Origin of the sequence: Nocardia sp. CWNU-33, assembly GCF_046764895.1 — a bacterium.
Classification (GTDB): Bacteria; Actinomycetota; Actinomycetes; order Mycobacteriales; family Mycobacteriaceae; genus Nocardia.
The window spans coordinates 298336-320451 of record NZ_JBKOQN010000007.1; the positions used below are offsets into that span (position 1 = coordinate 298336).

Annotated in this window: 23 protein-coding genes and 3 pseudogenes; 10 read left to right on the forward strand and 16 right to left on the reverse strand. The window is 65.2% G+C overall.

All coding sequences use genetic code 11. The annotated features are described in order from the left end of the window. Window positions 1–154: 154 nt before the first annotated feature. The 4 genes from ACLMAL_RS12485 to ACLMAL_RS12500 form a co-directional block, all read right to left on the reverse strand. The gene (locus tag ACLMAL_RS12485; RefSeq protein ID WP_411999211.1) at window positions 155–337 is read right to left on the reverse strand and encodes a hypothetical protein; all 183 of its coding nucleotides are present in this window, start codon (window positions 335–337) and stop codon (window positions 155–157) included. 859 nt (window positions 338–1196) lie between these two features. Continuing rightward, window positions 1197–3035 carry an adenylyl-sulfate kinase gene (gene cysC, locus ACLMAL_RS12490; protein WP_411999212.1) on the reverse strand — a complete coding sequence of 613 codons (1839 nt, stop codon included), beginning with the start codon at window positions 3033–3035 and terminating at the stop codon, window positions 1197–1199. Further along, complete coding sequence (cysD, locus tag ACLMAL_RS12495) at window positions 3035–3949, reverse strand: sulfate adenylyltransferase subunit CysD (RefSeq protein ID WP_411999249.1); 915 nt, start codon at window positions 3947–3949, stop codon at window positions 3035–3037. The genes cysC and cysD overlap by 1 nt, the downstream gene beginning before the upstream one ends. Before the next feature lie 119 nt (window positions 3950–4068). Further along, complete coding sequence (locus ACLMAL_RS12500) at window positions 4069–4956, reverse strand: helix-turn-helix domain-containing protein (RefSeq protein WP_406229537.1); 888 nt, start codon at window positions 4954–4956, stop codon at window positions 4069–4071. 117 nt (window positions 4957–5073) lie between these two features. On the opposite strand from ACLMAL_RS12500, the gene ACLMAL_RS12505 reads away from it, so the two are divergent. From ACLMAL_RS12505 to ACLMAL_RS12515, 3 genes are read left to right on the forward strand one after another with little or no spacing between them, the layout of a single operon-like run. Then, complete coding sequence (locus tag ACLMAL_RS12505; RefSeq protein ID WP_411999213.1) at window positions 5074–6237, forward strand: hypothetical protein; 1164 nt, start codon at window positions 5074–5076, stop codon at window positions 6235–6237. Continuing rightward, on the forward strand, window positions 6237–7013 hold the full coding sequence (locus ACLMAL_RS12510) for an SDR family oxidoreductase (RefSeq protein WP_411999214.1): 777 nt from the start codon (window positions 6237–6239) through the stop codon (window positions 7011–7013). Before ACLMAL_RS12505 ends, ACLMAL_RS12510 begins: the two co-directional genes overlap by 1 nt. Window positions 7014–7047: 34 nt before the next feature. Continuing rightward, window positions 7048–8217, forward strand: a complete 1170-nt coding sequence (locus ACLMAL_RS12515) for a sulfotransferase family protein (RefSeq protein WP_411999215.1) — start codon at window positions 7048–7050, stop codon at window positions 8215–8217. Window positions 8218–8347: 130 nt separating this feature from the next. Here the strand turns inward: ACLMAL_RS12515 and ACLMAL_RS12520 are convergent, their stop codons facing one another. Beyond that, the gene (locus ACLMAL_RS12520) at window positions 8348–9022 is read right to left on the reverse strand and encodes a PaaI family thioesterase (protein WP_411999216.1); all 675 of its coding nucleotides are present in this window, start codon (window positions 9020–9022) and stop codon (window positions 8348–8350) included. Window positions 9023–9250: 228 nt separating this feature from the next. On the opposite strand from ACLMAL_RS12520, the gene ACLMAL_RS12525 reads away from it, so the two are divergent. Then, window positions 9251–9901 (forward strand): HAD family hydrolase, encoded by a 651-nt coding sequence (locus ACLMAL_RS12525; protein ID WP_411999217.1) that lies wholly within the window; start codon window positions 9251–9253, stop codon window positions 9899–9901. Window positions 9902–9936: 35 nt separating this feature from the next. Here the strand turns inward: ACLMAL_RS12525 and ACLMAL_RS12530 are convergent, their stop codons facing one another. Next, window positions 9937–10530 carry a TetR family transcriptional regulator gene (locus ACLMAL_RS12530; RefSeq protein WP_406229543.1) on the reverse strand — a complete coding sequence of 198 codons (594 nt, stop codon included), beginning with the start codon at window positions 10528–10530 and terminating at the stop codon, window positions 9937–9939. 21 nt (window positions 10531–10551) lie between these two features. Here ACLMAL_RS12530 and ACLMAL_RS12535 point away from each other — a divergent pair, with 21 nt between their 5' ends. Then, the gene (locus tag ACLMAL_RS12535; protein ID WP_411999218.1) at window positions 10552–10920 is read left to right on the forward strand and encodes a hypothetical protein; all 369 of its coding nucleotides are present in this window, start codon (window positions 10552–10554) and stop codon (window positions 10918–10920) included. Continuing rightward, window positions 10917–11411, forward strand: coding sequence for a hypothetical protein (locus tag ACLMAL_RS12540; RefSeq protein ID WP_411999219.1), 495 nt, complete (start codon window positions 10917–10919; stop codon window positions 11409–11411). The genes ACLMAL_RS12535 and ACLMAL_RS12540 overlap by 4 nt, the downstream gene beginning before the upstream one ends. 280 nt (window positions 11412–11691) lie before the next feature. On the opposite strand, the gene ACLMAL_RS12545 is transcribed toward ACLMAL_RS12540, so the two are convergent. From ACLMAL_RS12545 to ACLMAL_RS12570, 6 genes and pseudogenes are all read right to left on the reverse strand, one after another. Then, window positions 11692–11844, reverse strand: a complete 153-nt coding sequence (locus tag ACLMAL_RS12545) for a hypothetical protein (RefSeq protein ID WP_411999220.1) — start codon at window positions 11842–11844, stop codon at window positions 11692–11694. A 108-nt stretch (window positions 11845–11952) separates the two neighbouring features. After that, window positions 11953–12273, reverse strand: coding sequence for a hypothetical protein (locus ACLMAL_RS12550; RefSeq protein WP_411999221.1), 321 nt, complete (start codon window positions 12271–12273; stop codon window positions 11953–11955). A 465-nt stretch (window positions 12274–12738) separates the two neighbouring features. Further along, entirely contained in the window at window positions 12739–15345 is a 2607-nt protein-coding gene (locus ACLMAL_RS12555; protein ID WP_411999222.1) for an ATP-binding protein, read from the reverse strand. 222 nt (window positions 15346–15567) lie between these two features. After that, a complete protein-coding gene (locus ACLMAL_RS12560) occupies window positions 15568–15894 on the reverse strand; it encodes a transposase (RefSeq protein WP_411999223.1) in 327 nt (108 codons plus the stop codon). A 36-nt stretch (window positions 15895–15930) separates the two neighbouring features. Next, complete coding sequence (locus tag ACLMAL_RS12565) at window positions 15931–16164, reverse strand: hypothetical protein (protein ID WP_411999250.1); 234 nt, start codon at window positions 16162–16164, stop codon at window positions 15931–15933. Between the two features lie 267 nt (window positions 16165–16431). Continuing rightward, window positions 16432–16752 (reverse strand): annotated as a pseudogene (locus tag ACLMAL_RS12570) (alpha/beta hydrolase); the annotation flags it as partial. Window positions 16753–16939: 187 nt separating this feature from the next. Here ACLMAL_RS12570 and ACLMAL_RS12575 point away from each other — a divergent pair. Continuing rightward, the gene (locus tag ACLMAL_RS12575; RefSeq protein WP_411999224.1) at window positions 16940–17269 is read left to right on the forward strand and encodes a hypothetical protein; all 330 of its coding nucleotides are present in this window, start codon (window positions 16940–16942) and stop codon (window positions 17267–17269) included. A gap of 52 nt (window positions 17270–17321) precedes the next feature. Here ACLMAL_RS12575 and ACLMAL_RS12580 read toward each other — a convergent pair whose 3' ends face one another. Beyond that, a complete protein-coding gene (locus ACLMAL_RS12580; RefSeq protein ID WP_411999225.1) occupies window positions 17322–17996 on the reverse strand; it encodes a 2'-5' RNA ligase family protein in 675 nt (224 codons plus the stop codon). Continuing rightward, window positions 17950–18354, reverse strand: a complete 405-nt coding sequence (locus ACLMAL_RS12585) for a hypothetical protein (RefSeq protein WP_411999226.1) — start codon at window positions 18352–18354, stop codon at window positions 17950–17952. The genes ACLMAL_RS12580 and ACLMAL_RS12585 overlap by 47 nt, the downstream gene beginning before the upstream one ends. A gap of 522 nt (window positions 18355–18876) precedes the next feature. Between ACLMAL_RS12585 and ACLMAL_RS12590 the strand changes: the two genes are divergently transcribed. Further along, complete coding sequence (locus ACLMAL_RS12590) at window positions 18877–19305, forward strand: glyoxalase (protein WP_411999227.1); 429 nt, start codon at window positions 18877–18879, stop codon at window positions 19303–19305. A 315-nt stretch (window positions 19306–19620) separates the two neighbouring features. Next, window positions 19621–19934, forward strand: a pseudogene (locus tag ACLMAL_RS12595) (ComEC/Rec2 family competence protein); the annotation flags it as partial. Here ACLMAL_RS12595 and ACLMAL_RS12600 read toward each other — a convergent pair. Together ACLMAL_RS12600 and ACLMAL_RS12605 are read right to left on the reverse strand one after the other, a co-directional pair. Continuing rightward, window positions 19935–21266, reverse strand: a complete 1332-nt coding sequence (locus ACLMAL_RS12600; protein ID WP_411999228.1) for an RNA polymerase sigma factor — start codon at window positions 21264–21266, stop codon at window positions 19935–19937. 15 nt (window positions 21267–21281) lie between these two features. Beyond that, window positions 21282–21638 carry a YciI family protein gene (locus ACLMAL_RS12605; protein ID WP_411999229.1) on the reverse strand — a complete coding sequence of 119 codons (357 nt, stop codon included), beginning with the start codon at window positions 21636–21638 and terminating at the stop codon, window positions 21282–21284. Between the two features lie 184 nt (window positions 21639–21822). Between ACLMAL_RS12605 and ACLMAL_RS12610 the strand changes: the two are divergent. Continuing rightward, a pseudogene (locus tag ACLMAL_RS12610) lies at window positions 21823–21990 on the forward strand (IS481 family transposase); the annotation flags it as partial. Window positions 21991–22116: the final 126 nt, after the last annotated feature.

Genomic DNA, 22116 nt, shown 5'->3' on the forward strand with positions numbered 1-22116 from the left:
AACTTGTGTTCGATAGATGCCTCGTCTAGCGCGTCAAACTTTCTGGCAGGTTGCTCGGTTTGCGCACCGAGCCCACGAGCCAGGAACCGATCGGTGGCGAGGCCCTCCGCGGATGCTGGGTCCGTTCGCAGACCTATGCTCGGCGAGCGATTGTTCAGCGCACGATGTGGACTGGCTGCGGACCGGTGGATGCAATGACGTCCGCGCCTTGGGCGAGTGTGACTGTGACCGTGCCACCAGATTCGTTGGGCAGTGCGCGACCGGGTGCGACGAGATTCCCCGACCAGTTGTGCGCGGTGGCGTCGCACTCGACCAGGATCGGTCCGTCGAGTTGCACGGCGATTGGGCCACCTGCGCCACCTTGGAACATTTGTTCTAGCGAGCCGTCCACAACGTCCACTCCGGCGGTTCCGCCCCCAGCACACGTAGCCGATCCGCTGATAGTCAAGGTGGTGGTGTTGTAGCCCAGTTCAGGCTCGACAGTGATCGATGTGGGCGGCTGGGCGGTTGCGGTTGCAGCGAGGATTCCTCCGCAGAAGCCGACTGCCCCAGCGACAGCGGCCAGATCCGAGCGAAGCGAACTGTTGAACATGGTGTTCTCCCGTCGATGCTCGTTCGTAGGATGCCAACCCGCATATCATCCCAGCATCCGTCAGCCTCCACTCCAGTTTGCTAGAAGCGAGTGCCCGCTCGTTGCTACTACTGCGCGTTCGGTCAGGTCATGGTCGGTGCGTCCGCCTAACACCCAGATCCTGGACCGTCAGATCCTGCCAAGATCTTGACGCAAGACACTCGATGGGGAGAATCGAGCAGCGACAATCTGTGGCGGGCTGACCAGGAGGCCCATCATCCGCGAAGTGTCGCCGGTGCACCCAGGCGCACCGATCCCGCGAGCTCGCGGGCGAGGCTCTCGTCGGTGTGCGAGCTGGATCGAACGGCCTGGTTCGGAACTTGGCGTACGGATTCGCTGGGGTGCTGGTCGATCCACAGCAGCAGCGCTACCGCCTCGGCGAGGTCGGTGGAGTTGCTCTAGTATCGACGGCCGGCGGGCACTTGCGGAGCAAGTTCGGCTACGAGCGTGGTCATTTCGTCCACGGTTGGCCGTCGCACAACTGCGCATGCCAACCGCCGTACCAGTCCTTGCGGTGGCCGAGGCCGCCGGTAACGGTCTCTCAACGGCACGGGACATACGGCCGTCAGTCCAGATCAGCCAACGTGGCGAGGATGGTGGCGGCCATGGCGGCAGGATCCCCGTCGCTGGGACGCAGGACCAGTTCGGGATTGGTCGGTACGTCATACGGGTCGTCGATTCCGGTGAAGCCGCGGATTTCCCCGGCTCTGGCCTTGGCGTACATCCCCTTGGGGTCGCGGGATTCGCAGATCTCCAGCGGCGTGTCCACGAAAACCTCGACGAAGGCGATGCCCGCCGCTTCATGAGTGGCTCGTGCCCTGTCGCGATCGGCCTGGTAGGGACTGATCAGGGAAACCACCGCCACCACACCGGCTTCGGCGAACAGTCGGGCTACTTCGCCTACGCGGCGGACGTTTTCGACGCGATCCGCCGCGGCGAAACCCAGGTCGGAATTGAGACCGTGACGCAGATTGTCGCCGTCCAGCAGAAAGGCGGGGCGGCCCGCCGCGACCAGCCTGCGTTCGAGTTCCACCGCGACAGTGGACTTTCCGGATCCGGAGAGCCCGGTCAGCCAGACGGTCATGCCCTTGGTCGCACGCTCGTCGCGCCCGACAGCGGTGGAGTGCCAGACCACTCGGGAGGACGGCAGACTCGGTCCGGTGATCATGCCCGCGGCGACAGTGTTGTTGGTGGTTTCGTCGACGAGGATGAAACTGCCGGTGGTGCGGTTACGGCGATAGGGGTCGAACAACAGCGGCTGCCGGGTGCGCAGCTGAATGCGGCCGATCTCGTTGAGCGACAGGGACTCCGCAGTCTCGTCGCGGTGCAGCGTGTTCACGTCGAGTCGGTAGTCGAGGGTGCGGATCTCGGCGGTGGCGGTGCGGGTGGTGTGCCGGATGGTGTAGGTGGCGCCGGGGGTCAGCTCGGACTCCTCGGTGAACCAGCACACCATGGCGTCGAGGTCGCGACCGGCATGCGGCCGGTTGGCCGGGCGGCAGATGAGATCGCCACGCGCGATGTCGATTTCGTCGGTCAGCTGGATGGTGACCGCCTGTGGCGGGAACGCCTCTGCGACCGGGGTGCCGCCCGGCCCCCAGATCGCCGCGACGGTGCTGGTGAATCCCGAAGGCAGCACCGCCACTTCGTCACCGGGCTTGAACACCCCGCCCGCGACGGTGCCCGCGTAGCCGCGAAAATCCTCGGCGTGCCTGCGGGTCACGTACTGCACCGGGAAACGCGCATCGATCAGATTACGATCGGAGGCGATGTGCACCTCTTCCAGGTGGTGCAGCAGGGGGGATCCCTCGTACCACGGCATAGCGGTGCTGCGGTGCACGATATTGTCGCCGGTGAGCGCCGACATCGGGATAAAGGTGAGGTCGGCGACGTCGAGTTTGGTCGCGAACTGGGCGAATTCGTCGTGGATCTCTTCGTAGCGTTCCTGCGACCAGCCGACCAGGTCCATTTTGTTCACGCACAGCACCAGGTGTGGAATGCCGAGCAGGCTGGCGAGGAAGGCGTGCCGCCGCGTCTGCTCGACGATGCCCTTGCGGGCGTCCACCAGGATCAATGCGAGGTCCGCGGTGGAGGCGCCGGTGACCATATTGCGCGTGTACTGGATGTGGCCAGGTGTGTCGGCGATGATGAATTTCCGTCGGGGTGTGGCGAAATAGCGGTGCGCCACGTCGATGGTGATGCCTTGTTCCCGTTCGGCGCGCAGGCCGTCGGTGAGTAGTGCCAGATCGGGGTAGTCGTCGCCGCGATCGCGGCTGGTGCGCTCCACGGCGGCGAGCTGATCGGTGAAGATGGTCTTGGAATCGAAGAGCAGCCGCCCGATCAGGGTGGATTTGCCGTCGTCGACGCTGCCCGCCGTGGCGAGGCGCAACAGGGTTGTCGTCGTCATCAGAAGTAGCCTTCTCGTTTGCGGTCTTCCATGCCTGCCTCGGAAATCCGGTCGTCGGCGCGGGTCGCACCGCGTTCGGTCACCCGGGTCGCCGCGACCTCGACCACCACCTCGTCCGGGGTGGACGCTGTCGATTCCACGCATCCGGTGCAGGTCGCATCGCCGACCGTGCGGAAGCGCACCGTGCTGTCATAGGGCTGCTCGCCCTCGAGGAGTTCGAGGAAGCGGGTGTGTGCCAGCAGCATGCCGTCGCGCTGCACCACTGGGCGGCGGTGGGCGTAGTACAGCGGCGGCAGCTCGATCCGCTCGGCCGCGATGTAGTGCCAGATATCGAGCTCGGTCCAGTTGGACAGCGGGAACACCCGGATGTGCTCGCCGGCGCGATGGCGGCCGTTGTAGAGGTTCCACAGTTCGGGCCGCTGGTTGCGCGGATCCCATTGGCCGTATTCGTCGCGGAAGCTGAACACGCGCTCTTTGGCGCGGGCTTTTTCCTCATCCCGGCGGGCGCCGCCGAATACCGCGTCGAAGGCGTGCTCGCGAATGGCGCGCAACAGGGTACCGGTCTGCAGGCGGTTGCGGGAAGCGCGTGGTCCGGTCTCCTCGACCGAGCGGCCCGCGTCGATATCGTCCTGCACCCGGCCGACCACCAGCCGCAGGCCGAGTCGTTGCACCGTGCGATCCCGGAATTCGATCACTTCGTCGAAATTGTGCCCGGTGTCGATATGCATGACAGGAAACGGCAGCGGCGCGGGCCAGAAGGCCTTGGCCGCGAGGTGCAGCATCACCACCGAGTCCTTGCCACCGGAGAACAACAGCACCGGCCGCTCGAACGTCGCCGCGACTTCACGAAAGATGTGTGCCGACTCGGCCTCGAGTGCGTCCAGATGTGGCAGCTCGTAGGAGGACATCCGCATTCGCTCCAGCCGTGCGCGGGTTTCGGACGGACTACGTCCGGCAGCACCTACTTCGGTGCTCGCCGTCGACTTTGCGTACTGGCTCACGTCCCAAAACTAGAACACGTTTCGGTGATTGGTCAATGGGGTGACTCGGGTTTGCGTCCGCCGGACGCGGCGGTCACCGCATCGGCGGCGGCCACGAGAGCGGCTCCGCGGCGGGTGATTTCGGCACCCGTAATGGCGGTGCCCACATACATGGTGAGCACCATGTTCTGGTGGCCGTCGCCGCCGTAGGTCGGTGCGGCGAGCAAGCTCACCGGATGTTCCTTGCGCGGTCGCAGATCGGTGCCGAGATGGACTCGTTCGCCGAGGCTGGTGACCAGCTCGCCGACGAGTTCGCGCACCTCTTCGGGCAGGTCACGGGCAGCGACACCGGCGAGTAAGGAGTACAGGCGGCGACCCGCGCCGGTGAGGCTCTCCACCAGGTAGCCGCGCTCCCTGCACTCCGCTACGACCTGGCGCAGCCGGGCCACATCCTGTTGCAGCGGCACCGTCGACGGCTTGGCCAGCCAAGCGTCGAAGGCTGCGTCGGAGTCCCACAGCACGTACATCAGGCCGACCGGCGGCGCGAACAGGTAGGAGGCGCCGACCTTGACCATGCCGGGCCCGGTGCTCTCCAACACCGTGATCTGCTCGCCGACCACTGCCGATGCGGTGCAGGTCGTGCGGTATTCCGCGGTGAGTTTCTCCAGCTCGACGCGTGCGATGGCGGAGATGGCGAAGCTGTCCTGGGCAACCCGTCCGGCCGCGATCAGCGCGGGTCCGAGGCCGTAGGTGCGGGTGTGTGCGTCGCGCACCAGGTAGCCGCCCGCGCTGAGCTCGGTGAGAATGCCCAGGCAGGTCGGTTTCGCCAGGTCGAGCTCGCGGGCCAGCTCGGAAAGGCCGAAGCGTTTGCCGCGCTGCTCGACAAAGAAATCCAGTACTTGGACCACCCGCTGGGTGGGCGCGGATCTACGGGCAACCATTGACCACTCCTAGAACACGTTCTAATCTTGCTCGTATCGAAATGTACCAGACCGGTACATATTTGGAACACCCAGCAGCGACTGTTCGCCGGTCGCTCGAGACAACCGGGAAGCCACTTGCTCACACAGCCGTTCGCGGACGCCATCGCCGCCGCCGAGCAGATCATCACCGGCGCGCCACACATCCGGACCGAACAGGATCTCGTCGAGGGGTACGACTACCTCGCGGGCAGCATCTGCGCGGCCATCCAGATGGCCTGGGCCTATGAGCGGGACTTTCCGTTCTTTGTTCAATCCACCGGGCCGTACACGAAAATGGGCCTGGACAACCCGGACACCCTGTACTTCCACTCCTACCTGCGACCCGACGCCGAATATGTGGTGACCGGTAAGCGCGGCAGCACCCGTGACTTGAGCTTCCAGGTGCTCAACGGCGACTACTCGCCGGTCGATGTCCCTGACAGCCTCACCGCATTCGACGACCGCGCGATCGAGGTCGCCGCCGACGGCTCCTACGAGCTGCGCCTCGGCCCCGGTGCGGCACGCCCCGGCTATGTGCATCTCGCTCCGGACTCCGCCATGCTCGTGATTCGTGAGGTCTACAGCGATTGGGCCACCGAGAAGCCGGGCACCGTCCGTATCCAGCGGGTGGACCGGATCGGCGATGCGCCGCCCCCGCTGACCAAAGACCTGATGACCAAGCGGTACGGCGTCGCGGGAAAGATGCTGCTGTCGCGGCTGAACACTTTCCTGGCCTTCCCGAAGTGGTTCTATCTCAACCTGCCCGTCAATACGATGACCGAGCCGCGTTCCACCCCGGGCGGGCTCACGACGCAGTTCTCCTCGGCGGGCCACTACGAGCTGGACGACGATCAGGTCATGATCATCACGGTGCCGAAATCCGATGCGCCGTATCAGGGCTTCCAGCTCGGCAGCATGTGGTACCTGTCGCTGGACTACATCAACCACCAGACCAGCCTCACCGCAGACCAAGCGCAGGTCGACCCCGACGGCATGATCCGGCTCGTGGTCAGCGAACAAGATCCAGGACTGGCCAACTGGATCGAACGCACCGGGCACGCGCGCGGATATCTGCAGTTCCGCTGGCAGCGGCTGGCGCGGGAAATGAAGCCGGAAGATGGGCCGACGGTGGAGGTGGTGTCGCTCGACGAATTACCGCAGCGGCTGCCGTTCTACGAACAGGCGCGGGTGACTCCGGAACAGTGGCGGGCACGGATCGCGGCGCGACAGGTCGCCGTGGCAGAAAGGATGTTGGGCTGATGTTGTTGCAGGACAAGGTCGTTGTGGTCTCGGGTGTCGGTCCCGGCCTCGGCAGGGCGATCGCGGTGCAGAGTGCGCGCGCCGGCGCCGACGTGGTACTCGCCTCGCGCACCGAATCGCGACTGACCGAGGTGGCCAAGGAGATCACCGAACTCGGCAGGCGTGCGGTGGCGGTGCCGACCGATATCAACGACGAGGCCGCCGTGCTCAACCTGGTCGAGACCGCGCACAGCGCGTTCGGTCGGGTGGACACACTGGTGAACAACGCGTTCGCGATTCCACCGATCACCGATCTGGCGACCGTCGACCTGGACGACGTGCGGGCCGGCTTCGAGACGAATGTGCTTGCCGCACTGCGGCTGACCCGACTGTTCGTGCCGGCGCTCGCCGAGACCAAGGGGTCGGTGGTGATGATCAACTCGGCGGTGCTGCGGCATTCACGTCGCACCTTCGGTCCCTACAAGATGGCCAAGGCGAGTCTGCTCGCGTTGGCGCAGAGCCTGGCCACCGAGCTCGGGCCGCAGGGTATCCGGGTGAATTCTGTTGCCCCGGGCTATATCTGGGCCGACAACCTGAAGTGGTATTTCAACTATCTCGCCGAGCAGCGTGGGATCACTGCCGAAGAGGTCTACGCCGAGACGGCGAAGACCATCGATCTGCGCAAGCTTCCCGAACCCGATGAGATTGCCGACGCCGTGGTGTTCTTCGCCTCGCAGCTGGCGCGGGCGATCACCGGGGCCTGCCTGGATGTCAACGGCGGCGAGTACCACCACTGACCGGGTGCGGGTGTCCCGCATCAATTCTGAGGAGATGACTGTGATCGGCAGAGACGACGTCGGCACCATCGACGATCTGCACGCCTCGGCGACCAAGGTCGTCGGGCTGGACGACTTCGGGGACGACGGCTACCGCGAAGGACTGCAGGTACTGCTCGAGTCCTACGCAAAGGACGCGGAGCTGACGCCCTTCGGCAACAAGGTGAATCGCGCGTTCCTGCGCGGCGCACTGATCGCGCGACTGCTCAGTGAATCCGCGTGGCAGCGGTTTCCCGAGCACGCCGAGGTGGCGATCGAACGGCCCATCTTCGTGACCGGGCTGCCGCGCTCGGGCACTACGGCCGTGCACCGGTTGCTCAACGCCGACCCGGCGCACCAAGGTCTGGAAATGTGGCTGACCGAGATGCCGCAGCCGCGGCCGCCGCGCGAGACGTGGGCGGAAAACCCGGTCTACCAGCGGATCGAGGCCGCGTTCGAGAAACATCACGTGGAGCACCCGGAATTCATGGGTGTGCACCATATTTCGGCCGACCAGGTGGAGGAATGCTGGCAGTTGCTGCGGCAGTCGGCGATGTCGGTGTCCTACGAATGCCTGGGCTATCTGCCCGGCTACTCCGAATGGCTGCGCGCACAGGATTGGACCGATGCCTACCGCAGGCACCGGCGCAACCTGCAGCTGATCGGCCTGCCGGATGCCGGCCGCCGATGGGTGTTGAAGAATCCCAGCCATCTGTTCGCGCTGGATGCGATCTTCGCGACGTACCCGGATGCGCTCGTCATTCAGATGCATCGGGATCCGCGCACCATTATCGGATCGGTGTGCAGCCTCAACGAGCAGGCCTCGGCAGGGTGGTCGGACAAGTTCCGCGGACCCGTCGTCGGCGCAACGCAGTTGGACCTGTGGGCCAGGGGAGCGGACCGGTTCCTCGCCGACCGCAGGCACCACGATGCTGCGCAGTTCTGCGACGTGTATTACGACGATTTCGTCGCCGACCCGATCGGCACCGTCGGCTCGATCTATCAGCGCTTCGGTCTGTCATTGAGTGCGGAGGCCGAATCGGCGATGGCGGCGCTGCATTCGGAGAGCACATCGGGCGCTGCACGTCCGGCACACCGCTACACGCTGGCGGATTTCGGGCTGACCGCCGATCAGGTCGACGCTCGTTTCGCCGACTATCGCAACGAGCACTTTCCCGGCAGGTAAGGGAATCGGTGGGTCGGATGCTGTCCCGCCCCACCGAGATTCGTGCGCCGGTGTGCCGGAACTCTGGCCGCGGACCACGGCCCGGCACCGCGCACTCACAGCGAGCAGGCCGGACCCGTGAGCTATCGACTCACGCCTGCCCGGGTTTGAGCACGATGAACAGGCCGCGTGCCTCGGCGCAGAGCCGGTCGCCGTCGTGCAGGGTGGCGCGCACGAAAACCTTGCGACCCTCCTGGCGTTCGGCCCAGGCGCGGACCGTCAATTCGGTGTTGAGCGGGGTGATGGATCGGTAGTCCACGGTGAGGGAGGCGGTTCTGGTCACCGCCCCCGCGTGCACCGCCGCGGCCATGCCGAGCAGATCGTCGAAACCGATGGCTACCTGCCCGCCGTGCGCGGCATTGTTGCCGCCGAGGTGGAAGGTGCGAAAGGTGACGCGGGCGTCGACACCGCTCGCGTCGGCGTGGTCGATCATGAAAGGCGGGAGTGTGATGTTTCCGCGGGCGGGCAGATCGAACCTGGTCCAGACCGGCGTGGACCACTCGTCCACGATGGCCGCGTCCAGCTTGTCGTTGAGTTGCTTGAGGACGCCGATCGTCTCCAACGCCAGCTCGTCGGAGGGGCTGGCCAGCCGCACTCGATCCATCAGGCTGCGCACCTGCTCGATGAATTCGCCGTAGTGCGGTCCGCCTCGAGTAATGTCGGCGTCCTGCTCATCGTGTGCGTTGATCAGCTCGGACATCGGCCGGAACCCACCCTCGTGATGCTCTTGATCGGGTAGCGAGTCGCCGGCCTGCTGTTCGTTCATGAGAACACGTTATCGGTTGCCGGCGGAATGCTCGCCCGGCGGGGTCGGCGGTGCGGCTATCGTCGGGGTGTGACAGTCCCGCCGATTCCGGGGCATGCAATTCGAGTGCTTCAGCTCTCCGGTTACGATGCTCCTCCATCAGGTCTTCCGAAGAACCCGAGAAACGTCGGCGGGCGACTATTTTTCGATCGGCACCCACCGGCGCGGCTGGCGAAAGGCTTTGTCCCGATGCGTATTGCGGCAGTTGTATTCGATATGGACGGCGTACTGATCGATTCCGAGCCGGTGTGGGAACAGGTGCGCCGCGAGTATGTCGCCGAGAAGGGTGGCCGCTGGCTACCGGATACGCAGCAGCGCTTGATGGGTATGAGCACGGGGGAGTGGTCGGACTATCTCAGTGGCGAACTCGGCGTCGGTGAATCGCCCGAGAAGGTGGCCGACGATGTGATCGAGCGGATGGCGGTCCACTACGACAGGGCGGTGCCGTTGCTGCCAGGCGCGGTCGCCGCGGTGCAGCGGATGAGTGAGCAGTGGCCCCTCGGTGTGGCGAGTTCTTCGCCACGCACCCTCATCGACACCGTGCTGGGCCGCACGGGATTGATCGAATTCTTCAACGTCACGTTCTCGACCGAGGAAGTGGATCGGGGCAAGCCTGCACCGGATGTGTATGTAGCCGTTGCGGGTTTTCTGCGTCAGAAGTCGACCGAGTGTGCCGCCGTGGAGGATTCGAGCAACGGATTGCGCGCGGCCCATGCGGCGGGCATGCGGGTGATCGCCGCGCCGCGGCCCGAGTATCCGCCTGCGCCGGATGCGCTCGCATTGGCTGCGCACGTCATCGGCGGGCTCGACGAGCTGACCCCGGAGCTGGTTTCCAGGTAGGGGGCCTGGCTTGCGCCGGTCGTTCCCCGGGTGCGTCAGCGCCGGTATGAGGTCAGCAGCGTGCGAGCCGCGGTGGCGAGGTCGGTGTCGAGCCAGTCGGGCAGCTCGCGGGAATGGGCATGGCGGCGCAGCGCAGCATAGGGGAGATCGACGACGGCGCGGCTGACGGCGTCGATCTCCCGGTCGCCGTCCGCGCCGAGGAGGTCTCGGGCCAGGCGCCGCAGGTGCTCGAACAATGGCGCGTTCATCCGGTCGAGGCGGCCGCGGAACTCCGCGTCGGGTCCGCCGTCGAGCAGGTCGCTCGGGCGCAGGTTGAGCAGAAGCTTTGCGTCGTCGGGCAATTCGCGACCGAACCGAACGGCTGCCACCGCCATCGCTACCCCCGCCTCGACCGGGTCCCGGTTGCCTGCGCCCGCCATGACGCGCTCCTGAAAGCGCGTAAGCGCGCGCAACCACGCCTCGGTGAGGACGCCGTTGCGGTTGCCGAAGCGGTGGTACAGCGTGCCGACGGGCGCGCCGCTCGCCGCGGCGATCGCCGCGACACTGGCCGCGCGGGGACCGTCGGCGAGCACGAGGGTGCGTGCTGCGTCGAGGATCACATCGGTGTCGTGCTTGCGGGGTGGCGCCATCTACTAGTACGTTCCTTCTATATGGAGCGATTGCCCTACATTGATGAGCATGCCAGATCGATCGACGCGAATCGGGATCGGGCCTGGAAAGCGTTGCTGAAAGTCATGTGCAAGGACCCGAACGACCCGTCCAGTGCGCCGAGGGGATTCCAGCTCGACTCGGCCGACGCGCCCACACGGTTGGCGTTGTCGGGCCGGCATTGGTTCTCGCGCTACGCGCTGATCTTCGAACTCGACGAAGAGGGGTCGAGCCGGACTCGGATCCGGGCGCAGTCGTGGGGCGAATTCCCCGGCCTGCACGGCAAGATCTACCGAGCGCTGGTGATCGGGAGCGGCGGTCACCAGGTGGTTGTGCGCCGGTTGCTGCGTCAGATAGCGGCCGCGGCATGATCCCCGGGCTGGTCTGGGGTGCGACCGAGGCCGAGCGTGAGCAACCCTTGCCGTGCGACGAACTGGAATCCGGTGGGGTGCAAGCGGATCGGGCCATCAGCATCGACGCATCACCACAGGTGGTCTATGCCTGGCTGTGTCAGCTGCGCGTTGCGCCCTACAGCTACGACCTGCTCGACCGCTTCGGCCGCCGCAGCCCGCGCCGCCGCGACCCCGAGCTCACCGAACTCGAAGTGGGGCAACGTTTCATGTCCCAGTTCACGCTGGTGTCCTTCATCCTCGGCAGGCATATCACGCTGGTCAGCGGAAAGATATGCGTCACCTACGCGGTGCGGCCAGAGGGAAGCGGAACGCGCCTCGTGGTTCGGATGCACTGCGGCGCACCGCGGATCGTCGCGCGAGCGCTGGCACTCGGCGATCTGTTGATGATGCGCAAGCAGTTGCTCACATTGAAGGAACTGACCGAGGCCGAACAGCGCGCTCTCGCTTGATGCGGGTATCGGGCGGTGTCGGGGGCGCGATCGAACACAACTTCGCGCTCCACCGCGCGGTCGGTATCAGCCCCGGTCGGCAGGTTCGGCATGCGGCGCTGCGCCCGATGTCTGATCGCGCTCCGCAGCCCAAGCAAAACGACCACAACCGCGACGCCGGTGATCGCGATCACAATGGTGGTGCTCATCTTCCACATTTGAGAAGCTTCGTTTTCGAAAGAGAGAACGGGGCCAGCCGTGTGCGCTCGAAGCACGCACCTGGCCTCGGCCTGACCTTCGGTCAAGAGGGAGTCAGGAAGTCGGCGAAGTTTGCGTGGATCTCGATGACTGCCTGGGACGTCGAGGCCGCATCGTTGCGACACCCGCCGGAGAGCATCAGATCCGGCTCGCCGCACTCGAAGTGAGATGCGCCGCTCGGCTCGGCCGACAGCATCGAGCGCGCTCCAGTCGATAGCTTTCAAGCCTTGCCAGTGATCGACGGCTCCCGGCCGATGCGAGAACGAACGCCATCAGGCGCTGCGTCAGGCCTCGACTCGCGCCTTCACTTAGGTAGCTCACATACGTGCGCGTCGCCGCGAGCGGCGAGCACACTGAGCAGGTGCAGACGCGGCATCGACATCCCGGCGAGGTGCCCGCACAATGTGATGACCATGTGTGCCTCTGCTCGGCGACACTCATGGACCAGATCTATGAATGCCTGCGGCAACGTCGCAGCCTGGGGTGCCTGCTCTTTAAACACAGCCGCGAGTTGGTATCCGTGTTCGCGAGCGAATGTCAGTAACCGTTGTTCGCAGGAGGTCGAGTCGCGACCGGCCAGATCGAGCCGGATGTAACCGTAGGCCAACGGTAAGATCTCGTTCATCGCCCGCCACCTCCGCACTGATAAGGCATCATCCGCCGGACAGTCCGAATGCTGTCGGTCCGACCGCTGCGGTGGTCCAGGTGGTGGCCGTGGTAGCCGCGTAGGTCGCGAGTTACAACGAGATGGCTGGACGCCACCCCCTGAGGAGTACGGTGTGCCGACATAGACGGGTCGTTCTGTCCGCGCATCGCAGTGGACGGACGCACACCGCGCCGTCCGAGCAACATCAGTTCGCTGGGTAGCACACAGCACACCATGTCGTCTCAACCTTTCAACATCCGTGTGGGTCGCCATCTGTCGGTTTCTGACTCAGCGACTCGATCGTTCGTTCGGTCGAGACCAGCATGATCAGCTACGTAGCCGTCCCCGCATCGGTAGCCGATGCGTAGCTACCTATATCGGATCATCGAGCTGGGGTACCTTCGCCGCGCAGCCCACACCATCGGTGCGCAATATGCTCGAAACTCAGGGCGTCCGTCGATGTGCCGAGGCAGAGGCGTGTGGTTGCCGATTGCGTCGCGGTCGGCGGGTGGATTCTGCTCGGACCTGGTCAATGCGGTCTTTGGGAACGAATCTGATGATGTCCTCGCGGGAGGTGATCAGCAGTTTCTGAAGGATCGCGGCCATGTGCGCGTCGACGGTCCTGACGGAGTTTCCCCGACGCGCGGCGATGGCACTGTTGGTCCACCTCGCCGCCGCCAGGGTCGCGACTTCCTGCTCGACGCCGGTCAACTCGCGCCACCCCGACAGGGCACCCTTGCCGGCGAGGCGCTGCAAAGAACGCTTGTCCATCGACAGCGTGCCCATCGCGAACTGCTGCACCTCGTCCAACTCGGCACGCAACAGCGATCCCTGGGTTTGCGCCGCAGCGTATGCCTCGGGTCCCAACACCCGCCGAGCGATGGTGATGGCGTTCGCGCTTTCCTCGGCCATGGGCCCCTGTTCGATCTCGACAGCGAGCTTGGCTCCCAGTGTCGCGGCGCCTCCGGCGAGCTGAGCGGTCTCGGTGGCCAACGCAACCAGCTTGTTGCGGTCGGCGTTTCCGGACTCGATCGAATCGGTGATCAGCTGCGCCAACGACCACGTCCGACATTGCAACGCCCACATCGCACCGTAACGATCACGGGTACGGAGTTGGTATGCGAGCGCAGCCCGTTCGACATCCAACGCTGCAGCCGGGTTGCCATGTTTGGTCAAGGTCATCGCCTGGACCACTTGCGCCCAGGATTTCGCCGTCAACGCTCCAGAGGCGCCTGCGTTGTCCAGACAGCGCGACATGAGCTCATGAGCTTGTTGTGCCGTTCCGAACAGCGCCGCCGACCCCACCGCGAGTAGTTCCGCTATTACCGCACCCTCGGCGTCTCCGAGGCGGAGGAACTTGTCACGCGCCCGGGTAAGAACGGCGATGGCCTCGACGTCGCCGTGAACCATCATAAGTACCAGGCCCCAGGCCAATTCGACGTGTGCGGGCAGCCCGATATCGGTCTCGGCGGTCTGTCGCCAGTTCACTCGACTGTCCGGATCCGGCAGGCAGGCGCAAACGCAATCCTCGAGCATCCGCTCGCCATCCTCGGGCCGACCTTGGTTCAGGGTGACCCAAACCGTCCAGGCCATGGCTTTTACCTGGAGTTCCGTGGGTTGCGGGGTCAACGAGCGGGATGCTCGCAGGGCACGGTCGGTCCAAAGTCGGATTTCTCGGAACGAGCCTTTGAAGAAAGGCATGCGTAGGGCGATCAGTCCGATGCAGATCTCCAAACCAACCGTGGATTCGCCGGGTGTGGTGATGCTTCCCTCGATCGCGGTCAGAATGTTGTCCCACGCCGCTCGGGCCCAGTCTAGAAGGTCCTGCTCGGCGGGACTGAACCAGTGGGCCGCCGCGTACACGATTTTGTCCCGGTAGTACCGGCGGTGCCGTGTGGCCAGCCGCGCCGGTTCATCCACCGTTGTGGTGGAGCGTTCCCGAAGTCGCTGCGCGGCGAACATTCGGAGGCTCTCCAACAGGAAATACCGCGTCGCAGTCGATGTGATGTGCACCGACACCAAAGACTGCTCGACCAGCCGCTCCAGCAAACCCTCGATCTCCCCCCGCGCCAACCCCGCACCCACACCACCGTCATGCCCGGCCACCCCCTCGTCACCAGACCGCTCGTTGTCGCAGCAGACGACCTCGATCGCCTCCAAGTCCGCTCCGACCTCGATGGCGGAGCCGCCATCCTCGTCTTCGGGGTTCGCGTCGTATCCGGCGGCGAATACCGACATCCGGTCCAAAAGCAGGCGTTCCTTGTCCCGACACAGGTCGTAGGACCAGGCGATGACATCACCGACCCCACGATGACGTGACTCGGCGCCCACCCGCGGCCCGTGCGACCACCGCATTCGCTTGTCGACGCCTTCCTCACCACTCAACTCGTCGAGAATCACCATGAGTGGCTGATGCACCAACCGGGCAGCAGCCAACCGGATGTACAACGGATGATTGTGCACATGACGACAGATCCCGGCCGCCAGCCCAACCTGGTCGGTATCGGCCACCGGATGACCGGTGAGCTCGGATCGCTGCCGAAACAGCGCCAACGCCTGTTTCCGCGACAATGGAGGAACCTCCAGCAACTGCTCGTCAACCCACCCGATCGGCTCACGACTGGTCGCTACAACACTCAAACCCGGCACCTCCTCCAGCAGCCGGGCGATGACGGTACCGGCGGCCTCGAGCACATGCTCACAGTTGTCCACCACCAACACACTCTGCACCGTCCGCCCCACCGCATCCGTATCGGTCACCGTGTCGACAAGCGCATCCCATGCCGACCGCCCGGAAAAATCCGTGTCGACCACCGACTGGGCCATCTCCTCCTCCACCGAGGCGACACCGGACCCCTTCACCAACCGCGCCAACCGCACCCACCGCACCGACACATGCCTGGCCCGCTGATAACGACCCAGAGCCTCGACCGCCAAACGGGTCTTCCCGATCCCACCCGGCCCGACCAACGTCACCAACCGCGCCGACCCCAGCAACAACGTGACGATCTTTTCCAGCTCCGGCCCACGGCCGACGAACCCGTCCGCCACCGCACCTACAACTCGCCCCCCCGGCTCCGCCGACACATATCCGACAATAGTCCTCCCCGATGCGGCTATGCCGCGCAGTTGAGCCGTTGGGGACTGTGGATTCAAGGGTGTTTCCGGCCCGAGTCGCTGAATGATTTTCAGCGAGGAAGGTGCCGTGATGACGACACTGGATGCCGTGACATCGAAGAAGAAGTCCCGTGAAACCTCGGCGAGGCATTGGCCCTAGCTGAGCTGATCCGAACCGATCAGACCGCCTACCACCGCTGAACCCACGCCCGGCGCAAAGACTGCCGGGAGGGTCTCGATCGGCTTGGCCCGCTTACCATTACGTGAGTTGCCGCCATCACGGCCGGACGGGTCGTGCTTGGCATAGCCGAGGTGGTCGTCCATCTCGCCCTCGAGCGCGGACTCCACCACCAGCTTCGTCATCCGCGCCAGCAGCCCGCCCTCGCCGATCCGCGGCAGCCTGTCATGGCGGCCCACCGGCGGATCTGCTTGTCCATCGACGTCGGTGCTACGGCGGCGACCTCTCATCAGCCACAGGTGCATCCATCGTCCTCAGAAGTTGCACCGGAGAACAGAAACTTACAGACCCTGTGGGCCTTCGAGTTGCGCCCATGCCTGTCGCGCGGCGGCGGAGCCGTGCTCCCACTCGGCGCGGATGGTGTCGACGCGATCCAGTGTCGCATGTAGTTCGCCGGCGGTGAGGTCGTGCTCGGACGCGGCGGCGGCGAGTTCGGTGGCGAGTTGCTGCACGCGGGAGAAATCCGCGTGCAGGCGCGCCTCCCATACCTGGGTGATGGTCTTGTTGGTGATCATTGGGTACCTCCTGGGATCTATGTTCCATAGCTGGCCGTCGAGCTTCCGGCCCACGACTTTCGGGGTGCGGTCCTTCCACTCCGTCCGGGCAGCACTGCGCGCGGCAGGCCATGCGGATCTGCATGACCTTGTGGGTTGGCCGATGCCGGTGAGCAAGATGGCCGGGTCGCGTGTGATGCCTTCCGGGTTTGTTGCCGGGCGAAGGTTGCGAGTTGTGGATAGCGGTGCGGGCTTCGGGAATAGGTCTGAGGCGGCTTGGAATACGTGTGGTGCGCGGTCCCAGATTTGTAGGGTGCACGGCACGTTGCCTTCAGCGCATCGTTGCGCGAGCCGTTCGGCATCCGACAGAAGAATCTCGGTGGAGCCGGCTTGGATCAGGACCGGTGGCATTCCCGAGTGCTGTTCGAGCCGGGCCGGGTTCGTACGCGCCGAGTCGGTCGGCGAGACGAGGTCGCCGGACAACGTCACTTCCGCCGGATGGCGCGCCTGCTCGGGATGCTGGTCCCATCCTCGGAGTGCCCGGAAGAGGTCAACAACATTGCGGGGCCCCACTAGGACCAGCTCCGCCAGAAACGCATCGCGGACCATATCGTTCCTACCTCACAGATATTCCCTTTGCCCAGTCCGTCTAGTCGGTCCGACCAGGTGGCCTGAGCGGTCGGTCACAATGAAGTTTGGTCGATTAGGTACCTGTGCCCGCATCGGTAACCAACAGTTCAGGTATCCCGTACCGAATGAAGCTACGTACTTACCCGACTGGAGCGTTCCCGGTTCGGTGGACACGAGGGTGCTGAAGGCCGCGACGCTGGCGAGGATCGGCGCGGGCAAGCAGGCGATGCGGTTGCTGGCCAGATCGATGGCCGACATCGAACCGCTGGTCGACGAGGACGCCACCACAGCGGCTGTGTACAGCACGCTGCATATGAGGGCGGGGACGATCGCCGCCACGTTGGCAGACGCCGACGCGTCGCGGTCGCATCTTGCCGAAGCTGCAAGGCTCGCCCAAGGATTCGGCGATCGCGTCGTCTACGACACCGTGGTCGGGCCGACGAACGTGAAGCTAGGACCGCGGTCTCCCTCGCTGATCGCCATGAGCGCAAACTAACCAGTCTGTCCGACACGCAACGCGCCCCGCTTCCGAATCGGTACGCCGGCGACTACCGCCGCGCACTCGACTTCGGGCAACAAGTCCAAGACCGCGTCGACGAGTCGGACTCGGTGTGGAGCCGCTCGCTGGTCCGGCTCGACATGGCAGCAGCGTTACTTGGTGACGAGGGCCGAGATGTGGAGCGCGCCGCGCAGCTGGGGATCGACGCCTTGACAGCTTCTCGAGACCGCCCGATCCGTTCGGTGTGGCAGCGCGCCCACGACCTGGGCGCGATCCTCAGGGCTATACCAACCCAGGCATCAGCGGGGTACCTCAACGAACTCGAGAAGTGGTCGCCCGCCGCACGCGAGTTCGCTGCACCCGAGCGGTAGGTCAGCCGCCGAGGGAGACGACTACGCGATCGCCCCCAACGGTACTGGCGACCTTCCCTGCGCAGCTCGACCAGATGGATTGCGTCGATGTGTACCTCGACAACGGGAAGGTTGCGCAAGATAGCGATGTCTTCTATCAGCGACGCTGCGCGCTGTGCGCGATTGATGTAGCCGATTCCGACGTGTGGCCGGAACTCGGCGGTTTGCGCGAGCCGACCCGGCGGACGATAGGCGGCGGTTGCTTCCCGAACCCGCCGGTGGACGCCGTGCAGCTCATCCCATGGTGTGACAGAGAACCGCACAGCACTACGAGATCCGGCCAACGGGCCGATGCTGAGGTCGAACGGTTTCACCTCGGACAAAACTTGCGCGCGCCACGTCGACGATGCCCGACAGCTGATCGTTCGACACCTCGTTCACCTTGCCCACGCTGAGGAGCGTCAGGTGCAGACCGTCCAGCGGCACTGGGTCGATGCCGTCGTGCGCGAGCGTAGCTTGGCACCGCGACACCAGGTCACGCAGCTTCGGGTCATCGAAGGTGATGTACCAGTAGTAGCCCGCCTGCCCCGGAGACCACGGCTTCATGGTCCAGTGGTCGTGCAGCGTGGATAGGTTGCAGAACGCCGACCAGTCGTTACCGGTGATCGCATCCACGTCCGAAGCAGATGCCGGTTGGAGCAGGGGGAATGGACGTTCGGACGTGGCGCTCATGTAGCTGCCATGCTCCTCGACTCAAGACGAACTGACCTGGAGAGTCTACGTTCTCGCGTTCACCCGTCGTCGGTTCGCGTTTCAACCGCTCGGCGAACAGGTGCGTCATGTCGAGTTCGGGGCCGTCGACGGGGGATGCCTCCATCGGGGTGACGGCGGCGGCTTCGTGGTCGCAGCTGTCATCACAAGGTGGTATGAAGACGACGGCACCGCACGAGCATTCGTGTGTGCGGTGAGCCGAGCGTGCGTCGGTCATGCACGCCACCCAACCAAGTTCGCGAGGTGCTGGTCGATCCGCAGCAGCGGTGCGTGGTTGGACAGGTGAATTCCGAGGCGGGTTAGTGAATTTGAGCGTCACTTGGTGCCTTGAGTGGTGATTTGTGCAGACGAAAAATGACGCCACTTCGGATGGCTGGTGAGCCTTCTCGGCTGGCGGGGTCGAGCGGTTGGTGGTTGCAGAAATGCGAGCAGGATGTCGGGGGCGAGGAAAAGTCCACGCGGAGTAGCGCTAAAAATGTATGCGTGCATGCTGCGACGAATGATCGGCCGCTGGTCCACCACGTCGAGTTATGGATGGACGACTTGGCCCTCGCCGAACAACAGTGGGGGCCGGTACTGACCGCCCTCGGCTGCACACCGTTCCAGCGTTGGGCGAACGGCCGCAGCTGGCGGCTGGGCGGCAGCTATGTGGTGATCGAGCAGTCGCCCGCGCTCCGGCCAGGTGGCCACGACCGGCTCCGGGCCGGGATCAACCACTTGGCGCTGCGGACCTCCGGGCCGGCACAGGGCGCCGAATTGCGTTCGGTGGCACTCACAGCCGGCTGGCAGGAGCGGACCGACACCGGGCGGGCACTGCACCTGGTCGACGGCCAGGGTTTCGAACTCGAGCTCGTTTACGACGAATCCGAGCCCCCCGCCCCGACATCCGCGCTCGTGAATCCCGCCGGATAGCGGCATACAGCCACCTTGGACTGACGAGGCGGCAACGACGGCTCCTACAAGACAGGCCCTGGCCTTTGCAGCGAGCACACAGAACGTTGCGCCGCAACCTACCACCATCCGACCACGGTGACGTCAAAACTCGTCTGCACCAACATCTTCAGATCAAGGGCGGTGCCCAGATTCCCCGGTAGGTGGTGTCAAGGATGACCTGTGCAACCAGGGCGCGACCGCCTCGACAAGGTCGGTGGGCTTGCGCGATGCACAAGACAGCGAATTCGTGAACCTGTCGAGAGCGGCTGGATTGAGACATATCCCAAACCAACCGTGAGCGGTGCGAACTTCACCATTCTGCTCTCGGTAGTCCTGCTCGCAGTGCGTGCCCTCACCCTCGGTCCACGTCTTGCCGCGATGGTCGCAGCGGCGGCGTTGCTCACGTTCATTGTGCTGGCGAGGCCGGATCCCAGTGTGTTGCGGGCCGGTGCGATGGGCGCAATCACCTTGTTGGCACTGGTCACCGGTCGCAGGAAACGGGCGTCGCCCGCGTTGTGCGCGGCGGTTCTCGGACTGCTTGCGAGCTGGCCGTGCAGGCCGGTTTCGCGCTGTCTGTTGTCGCCACGGCCGGCTTGATACTCCTTGCTTCATCGCTGCGGACGACGACGCGATGGCGCTTCGCTCGATGCCCGTTCGCACTCCGCCACTCGGTCGAGCAAGAACGCCCGCTCGGCATCATTGTCGGTCAGCGTTGCGGCGCGGGCGAATTCGGCGCGGGCCTCGTGGTTTCGGCCGAGGTGCACGAGCAGGTCGCCCCGGACGGCGGGCAGCAGATGGTAGCTGTCGAGCACACCGGCTGCGACCAGTGCGTCCACGAGTTCGAGTCCGGCGGCGGGGCCGTGCACCTTGCTCACCGCCACTGCCCGATTCAGTTCGATGATGGGGGAGGGGAACCGTTCGGCGAGAACCGCATACAGGCCTGCGATGCGTCGCCAATCGGTCTGTTCGGCGGTGGGCGCCATGGCGTGCACCGCGGCGATGGCCGCCTGCAGGGTGTAGCGGCCCGGTGGCAGGCCGCGGTTCCTGTCGATCGCGTGCGCGCGAGCAAGCGCGGCGAAGCCGCGGCGGATCAGCAGCTGGTCCCAGCGGGATCGTTCCTGATCTGCCAGGAGGACAAGGGTTTTCGCCGGACCGATGCGAGCCCGCGAGCGCGAGGCCTGTAGCTCCAGCAGCGCGACGAGACCGTGCGCTTCCGCCTCTTCCGGCATCAGCGTGGCGAGCATTCGTGCCAACCGCAGCGCGTCTTCGCACAGCTCGGCGCGCAGCCAATCCTCGCCCGCGGTTGCCGCGTATCCCTCGTTGAAGATCAGGTAGATGACCTCGAGCACGGAGTCGAGGCGGCCGGCCAGCTCGGCACCGTGTGGCACCGCATACGGAACGTGGCGTGCGGCGATCGTCCGCTTGGCGCGCACGATGCGTTGGGCGACAGTTGATTCCGGGACCACGAACGCCCGCGCGATTTCCTCGGTGGTCAGGCTGCCGACCAGGCGCAGCGTCAAGGCGACGCGCGCCTGCGACGACAGCACCGGATGGCAGGCGGTGAAGATCATCCGCAGCAGATCGTCCTCGATCGCCAGGTCCGGATCCAGCGCCACCGACAGTCCCGGCTGCGCCTGCTGCTCGGTCGCGAGTTCGCGACCGAGCAGCGCGACCTTGCGCGCGAAGGTCTGATTGCGCCGGATCAGATCGATCGCCCGATGCTTCGCGGTGAGCATGAGCCAGCCGCCCGGATTCGGCGGCACCCCGTCGCGTGGCCACTGCTCCAACGCGGCGACCAGCGCGTCCTGGGCCAGCTCTTCCGCGGTGTCGATATCGCCGACAATGCGGGTCAGGCCCGCGACCAGGCGCGGCCACTCCATCCGCCACACCGCCTCGACGGCGCGACCCGGGTGCTGTTGGGACGGCTGCTCACGACTCATCGGTGTCGGCTTCGATCAGGCGGGCTCGTCGAGCTGTCGAATTTCGACGTCGACCTCCCAGTCCGGTCCATGAGCCTCCAAGAAGCGCGACGACCATTCCACCGCTTCCGCCTTCGACTTGGCCTGCAGCAGGCAGTATCCGCCGACAACCTCCTTGGACTCGGTGAACGGTCCGTCCAGCACGGTGAGCTTGCCGCCGGACAGTGCGACCCGCGTCGCCTCGGCGATCGGGCGCAGCCCGGCGGTGTCAAGCAGCGCCCCCGCCTTGGTCATGTCTTCGATCACCTTGCCGATGGCTTCCATCATCGCGTCGTCCGGCATCTCCGCGGGAGCGGTGGACCTATCGAGGCGGATCAGCATCATGTATCGCATAGCGGCATCCTTTGCTCGTCGTCGTCAGGATCGTCCGATCCTCACTCCACTGCATCGAACGGCCACGGCCGGAATCGACATCACTCGGGAACTCTTTTCGCGAATCCGTCGCGGCGCTGCCCCGGGCATAGCACCGATCCTGCCACTCGCGGCCCAGAGTGGAATCTCGTGTGCGTCGTGCACCTACCGCTACGCCCGCGAATGGACCTCCGAACACCACGATCACACGCCCTCGAAATCTGGAACGTTCACTACAACTATCATCGACCACATTCGACCAGATTCGACCGCCGGAGACCGGCCACCACCATCCCGACTCCGCGGTGGCGTCACCAACGTCACGGCCTCATACATCTGGGCGAGACGGCACGGTGGTCGTGTCCATCAGCGTGGGCGGGCGGGCCGAGGAGTTCGACCATGACGCGCTCGCCGCGAAGATCGAGAAGGTGTGCCGCGGGGGCGCGGATCACGCGGATCG

Coding starts and splice junctions, on each gene's coding strand:
- ACLMAL_RS12565 (WP_411999250.1), bottom strand. CDS start 16,164: ATGATCACCAACAAGACCATCACCCAGGTATGGGAGGCGCGCCTGCAC.
- cysD (WP_411999249.1), bottom strand. CDS start 3,949: ATGCGGATGTCCTCCTACGAGCTGCCACATCTGGACGCACTCGAGGCC.
- ACLMAL_RS12510 (WP_411999214.1), top strand. CDS start 6,237: ATGTTGTTGCAGGACAAGGTCGTTGTGGTCTCGGGTGTCGGTCCCGGC.
- ACLMAL_RS12550 (WP_411999221.1), bottom strand. CDS start 12,273: ATGAACGAGATCTTACCGTTGGCCTACGGTTACATCCGGCTCGATCTG.
- ACLMAL_RS12515 (WP_411999215.1), top strand. CDS start 7,048: ATGACTGTGATCGGCAGAGACGACGTCGGCACCATCGACGATCTGCAC.
- cysC (WP_411999212.1), bottom strand. CDS start 3,035: ATGACGACGACAACCCTGTTGCGCCTCGCCACGGCGGGCAGCGTCGAC.
- ACLMAL_RS12520 (WP_411999216.1), bottom strand. CDS start 9,022: ATGAACGAACAGCAGGCCGGCGACTCGCTACCCGATCAAGAGCATCAC.
- ACLMAL_RS12560 (WP_411999223.1), bottom strand. CDS start 15,894: ATGCACCTGTGGCTGATGAGAGGTCGCCGCCGTAGCACCGACGTCGAT.
- ACLMAL_RS12525 (WP_411999217.1), top strand. CDS start 9,251: ATGCGTATTGCGGCAGTTGTATTCGATATGGACGGCGTACTGATCGAT.
- ACLMAL_RS12600 (WP_411999228.1), bottom strand. CDS start 21,266: ATGAGTCGTGAGCAGCCGTCCCAACAGCACCCGGGTCGCGCCGTCGAG.
- ACLMAL_RS12545 (WP_411999220.1), bottom strand. CDS start 11,844: ATGCTGTCGGCCGAGCCGAGCGGCGCATCTCACTTCGAGTGCGGCGAG.
- ACLMAL_RS12585 (WP_411999226.1), bottom strand. CDS start 18,354: ATGAGCGCCACGTCCGAACGTCCATTCCCCCTGCTCCAACCGGCATCT.
- ACLMAL_RS12535 (WP_411999218.1), top strand. CDS start 10,552: ATGGAGCGATTGCCCTACATTGATGAGCATGCCAGATCGATCGACGCG.
- ACLMAL_RS12500 (WP_406229537.1), bottom strand. CDS start 4,956: ATGGTTGCCCGTAGATCCGCGCCCACCCAGCGGGTGGTCCAAGTACTG.
- ACLMAL_RS12605 (WP_411999229.1), bottom strand. CDS start 21,638: ATGCGATACATGATGCTGATCCGCCTCGATAGGTCCACCGCTCCCGCG.
- ACLMAL_RS12530 (WP_406229543.1), bottom strand. CDS start 10,530: ATGGCGCCACCCCGCAAGCACGACACCGATGTGATCCTCGACGCAGCA.
- ACLMAL_RS12540 (WP_411999219.1), top strand. CDS start 10,917: ATGATCCCCGGGCTGGTCTGGGGTGCGACCGAGGCCGAGCGTGAGCAA.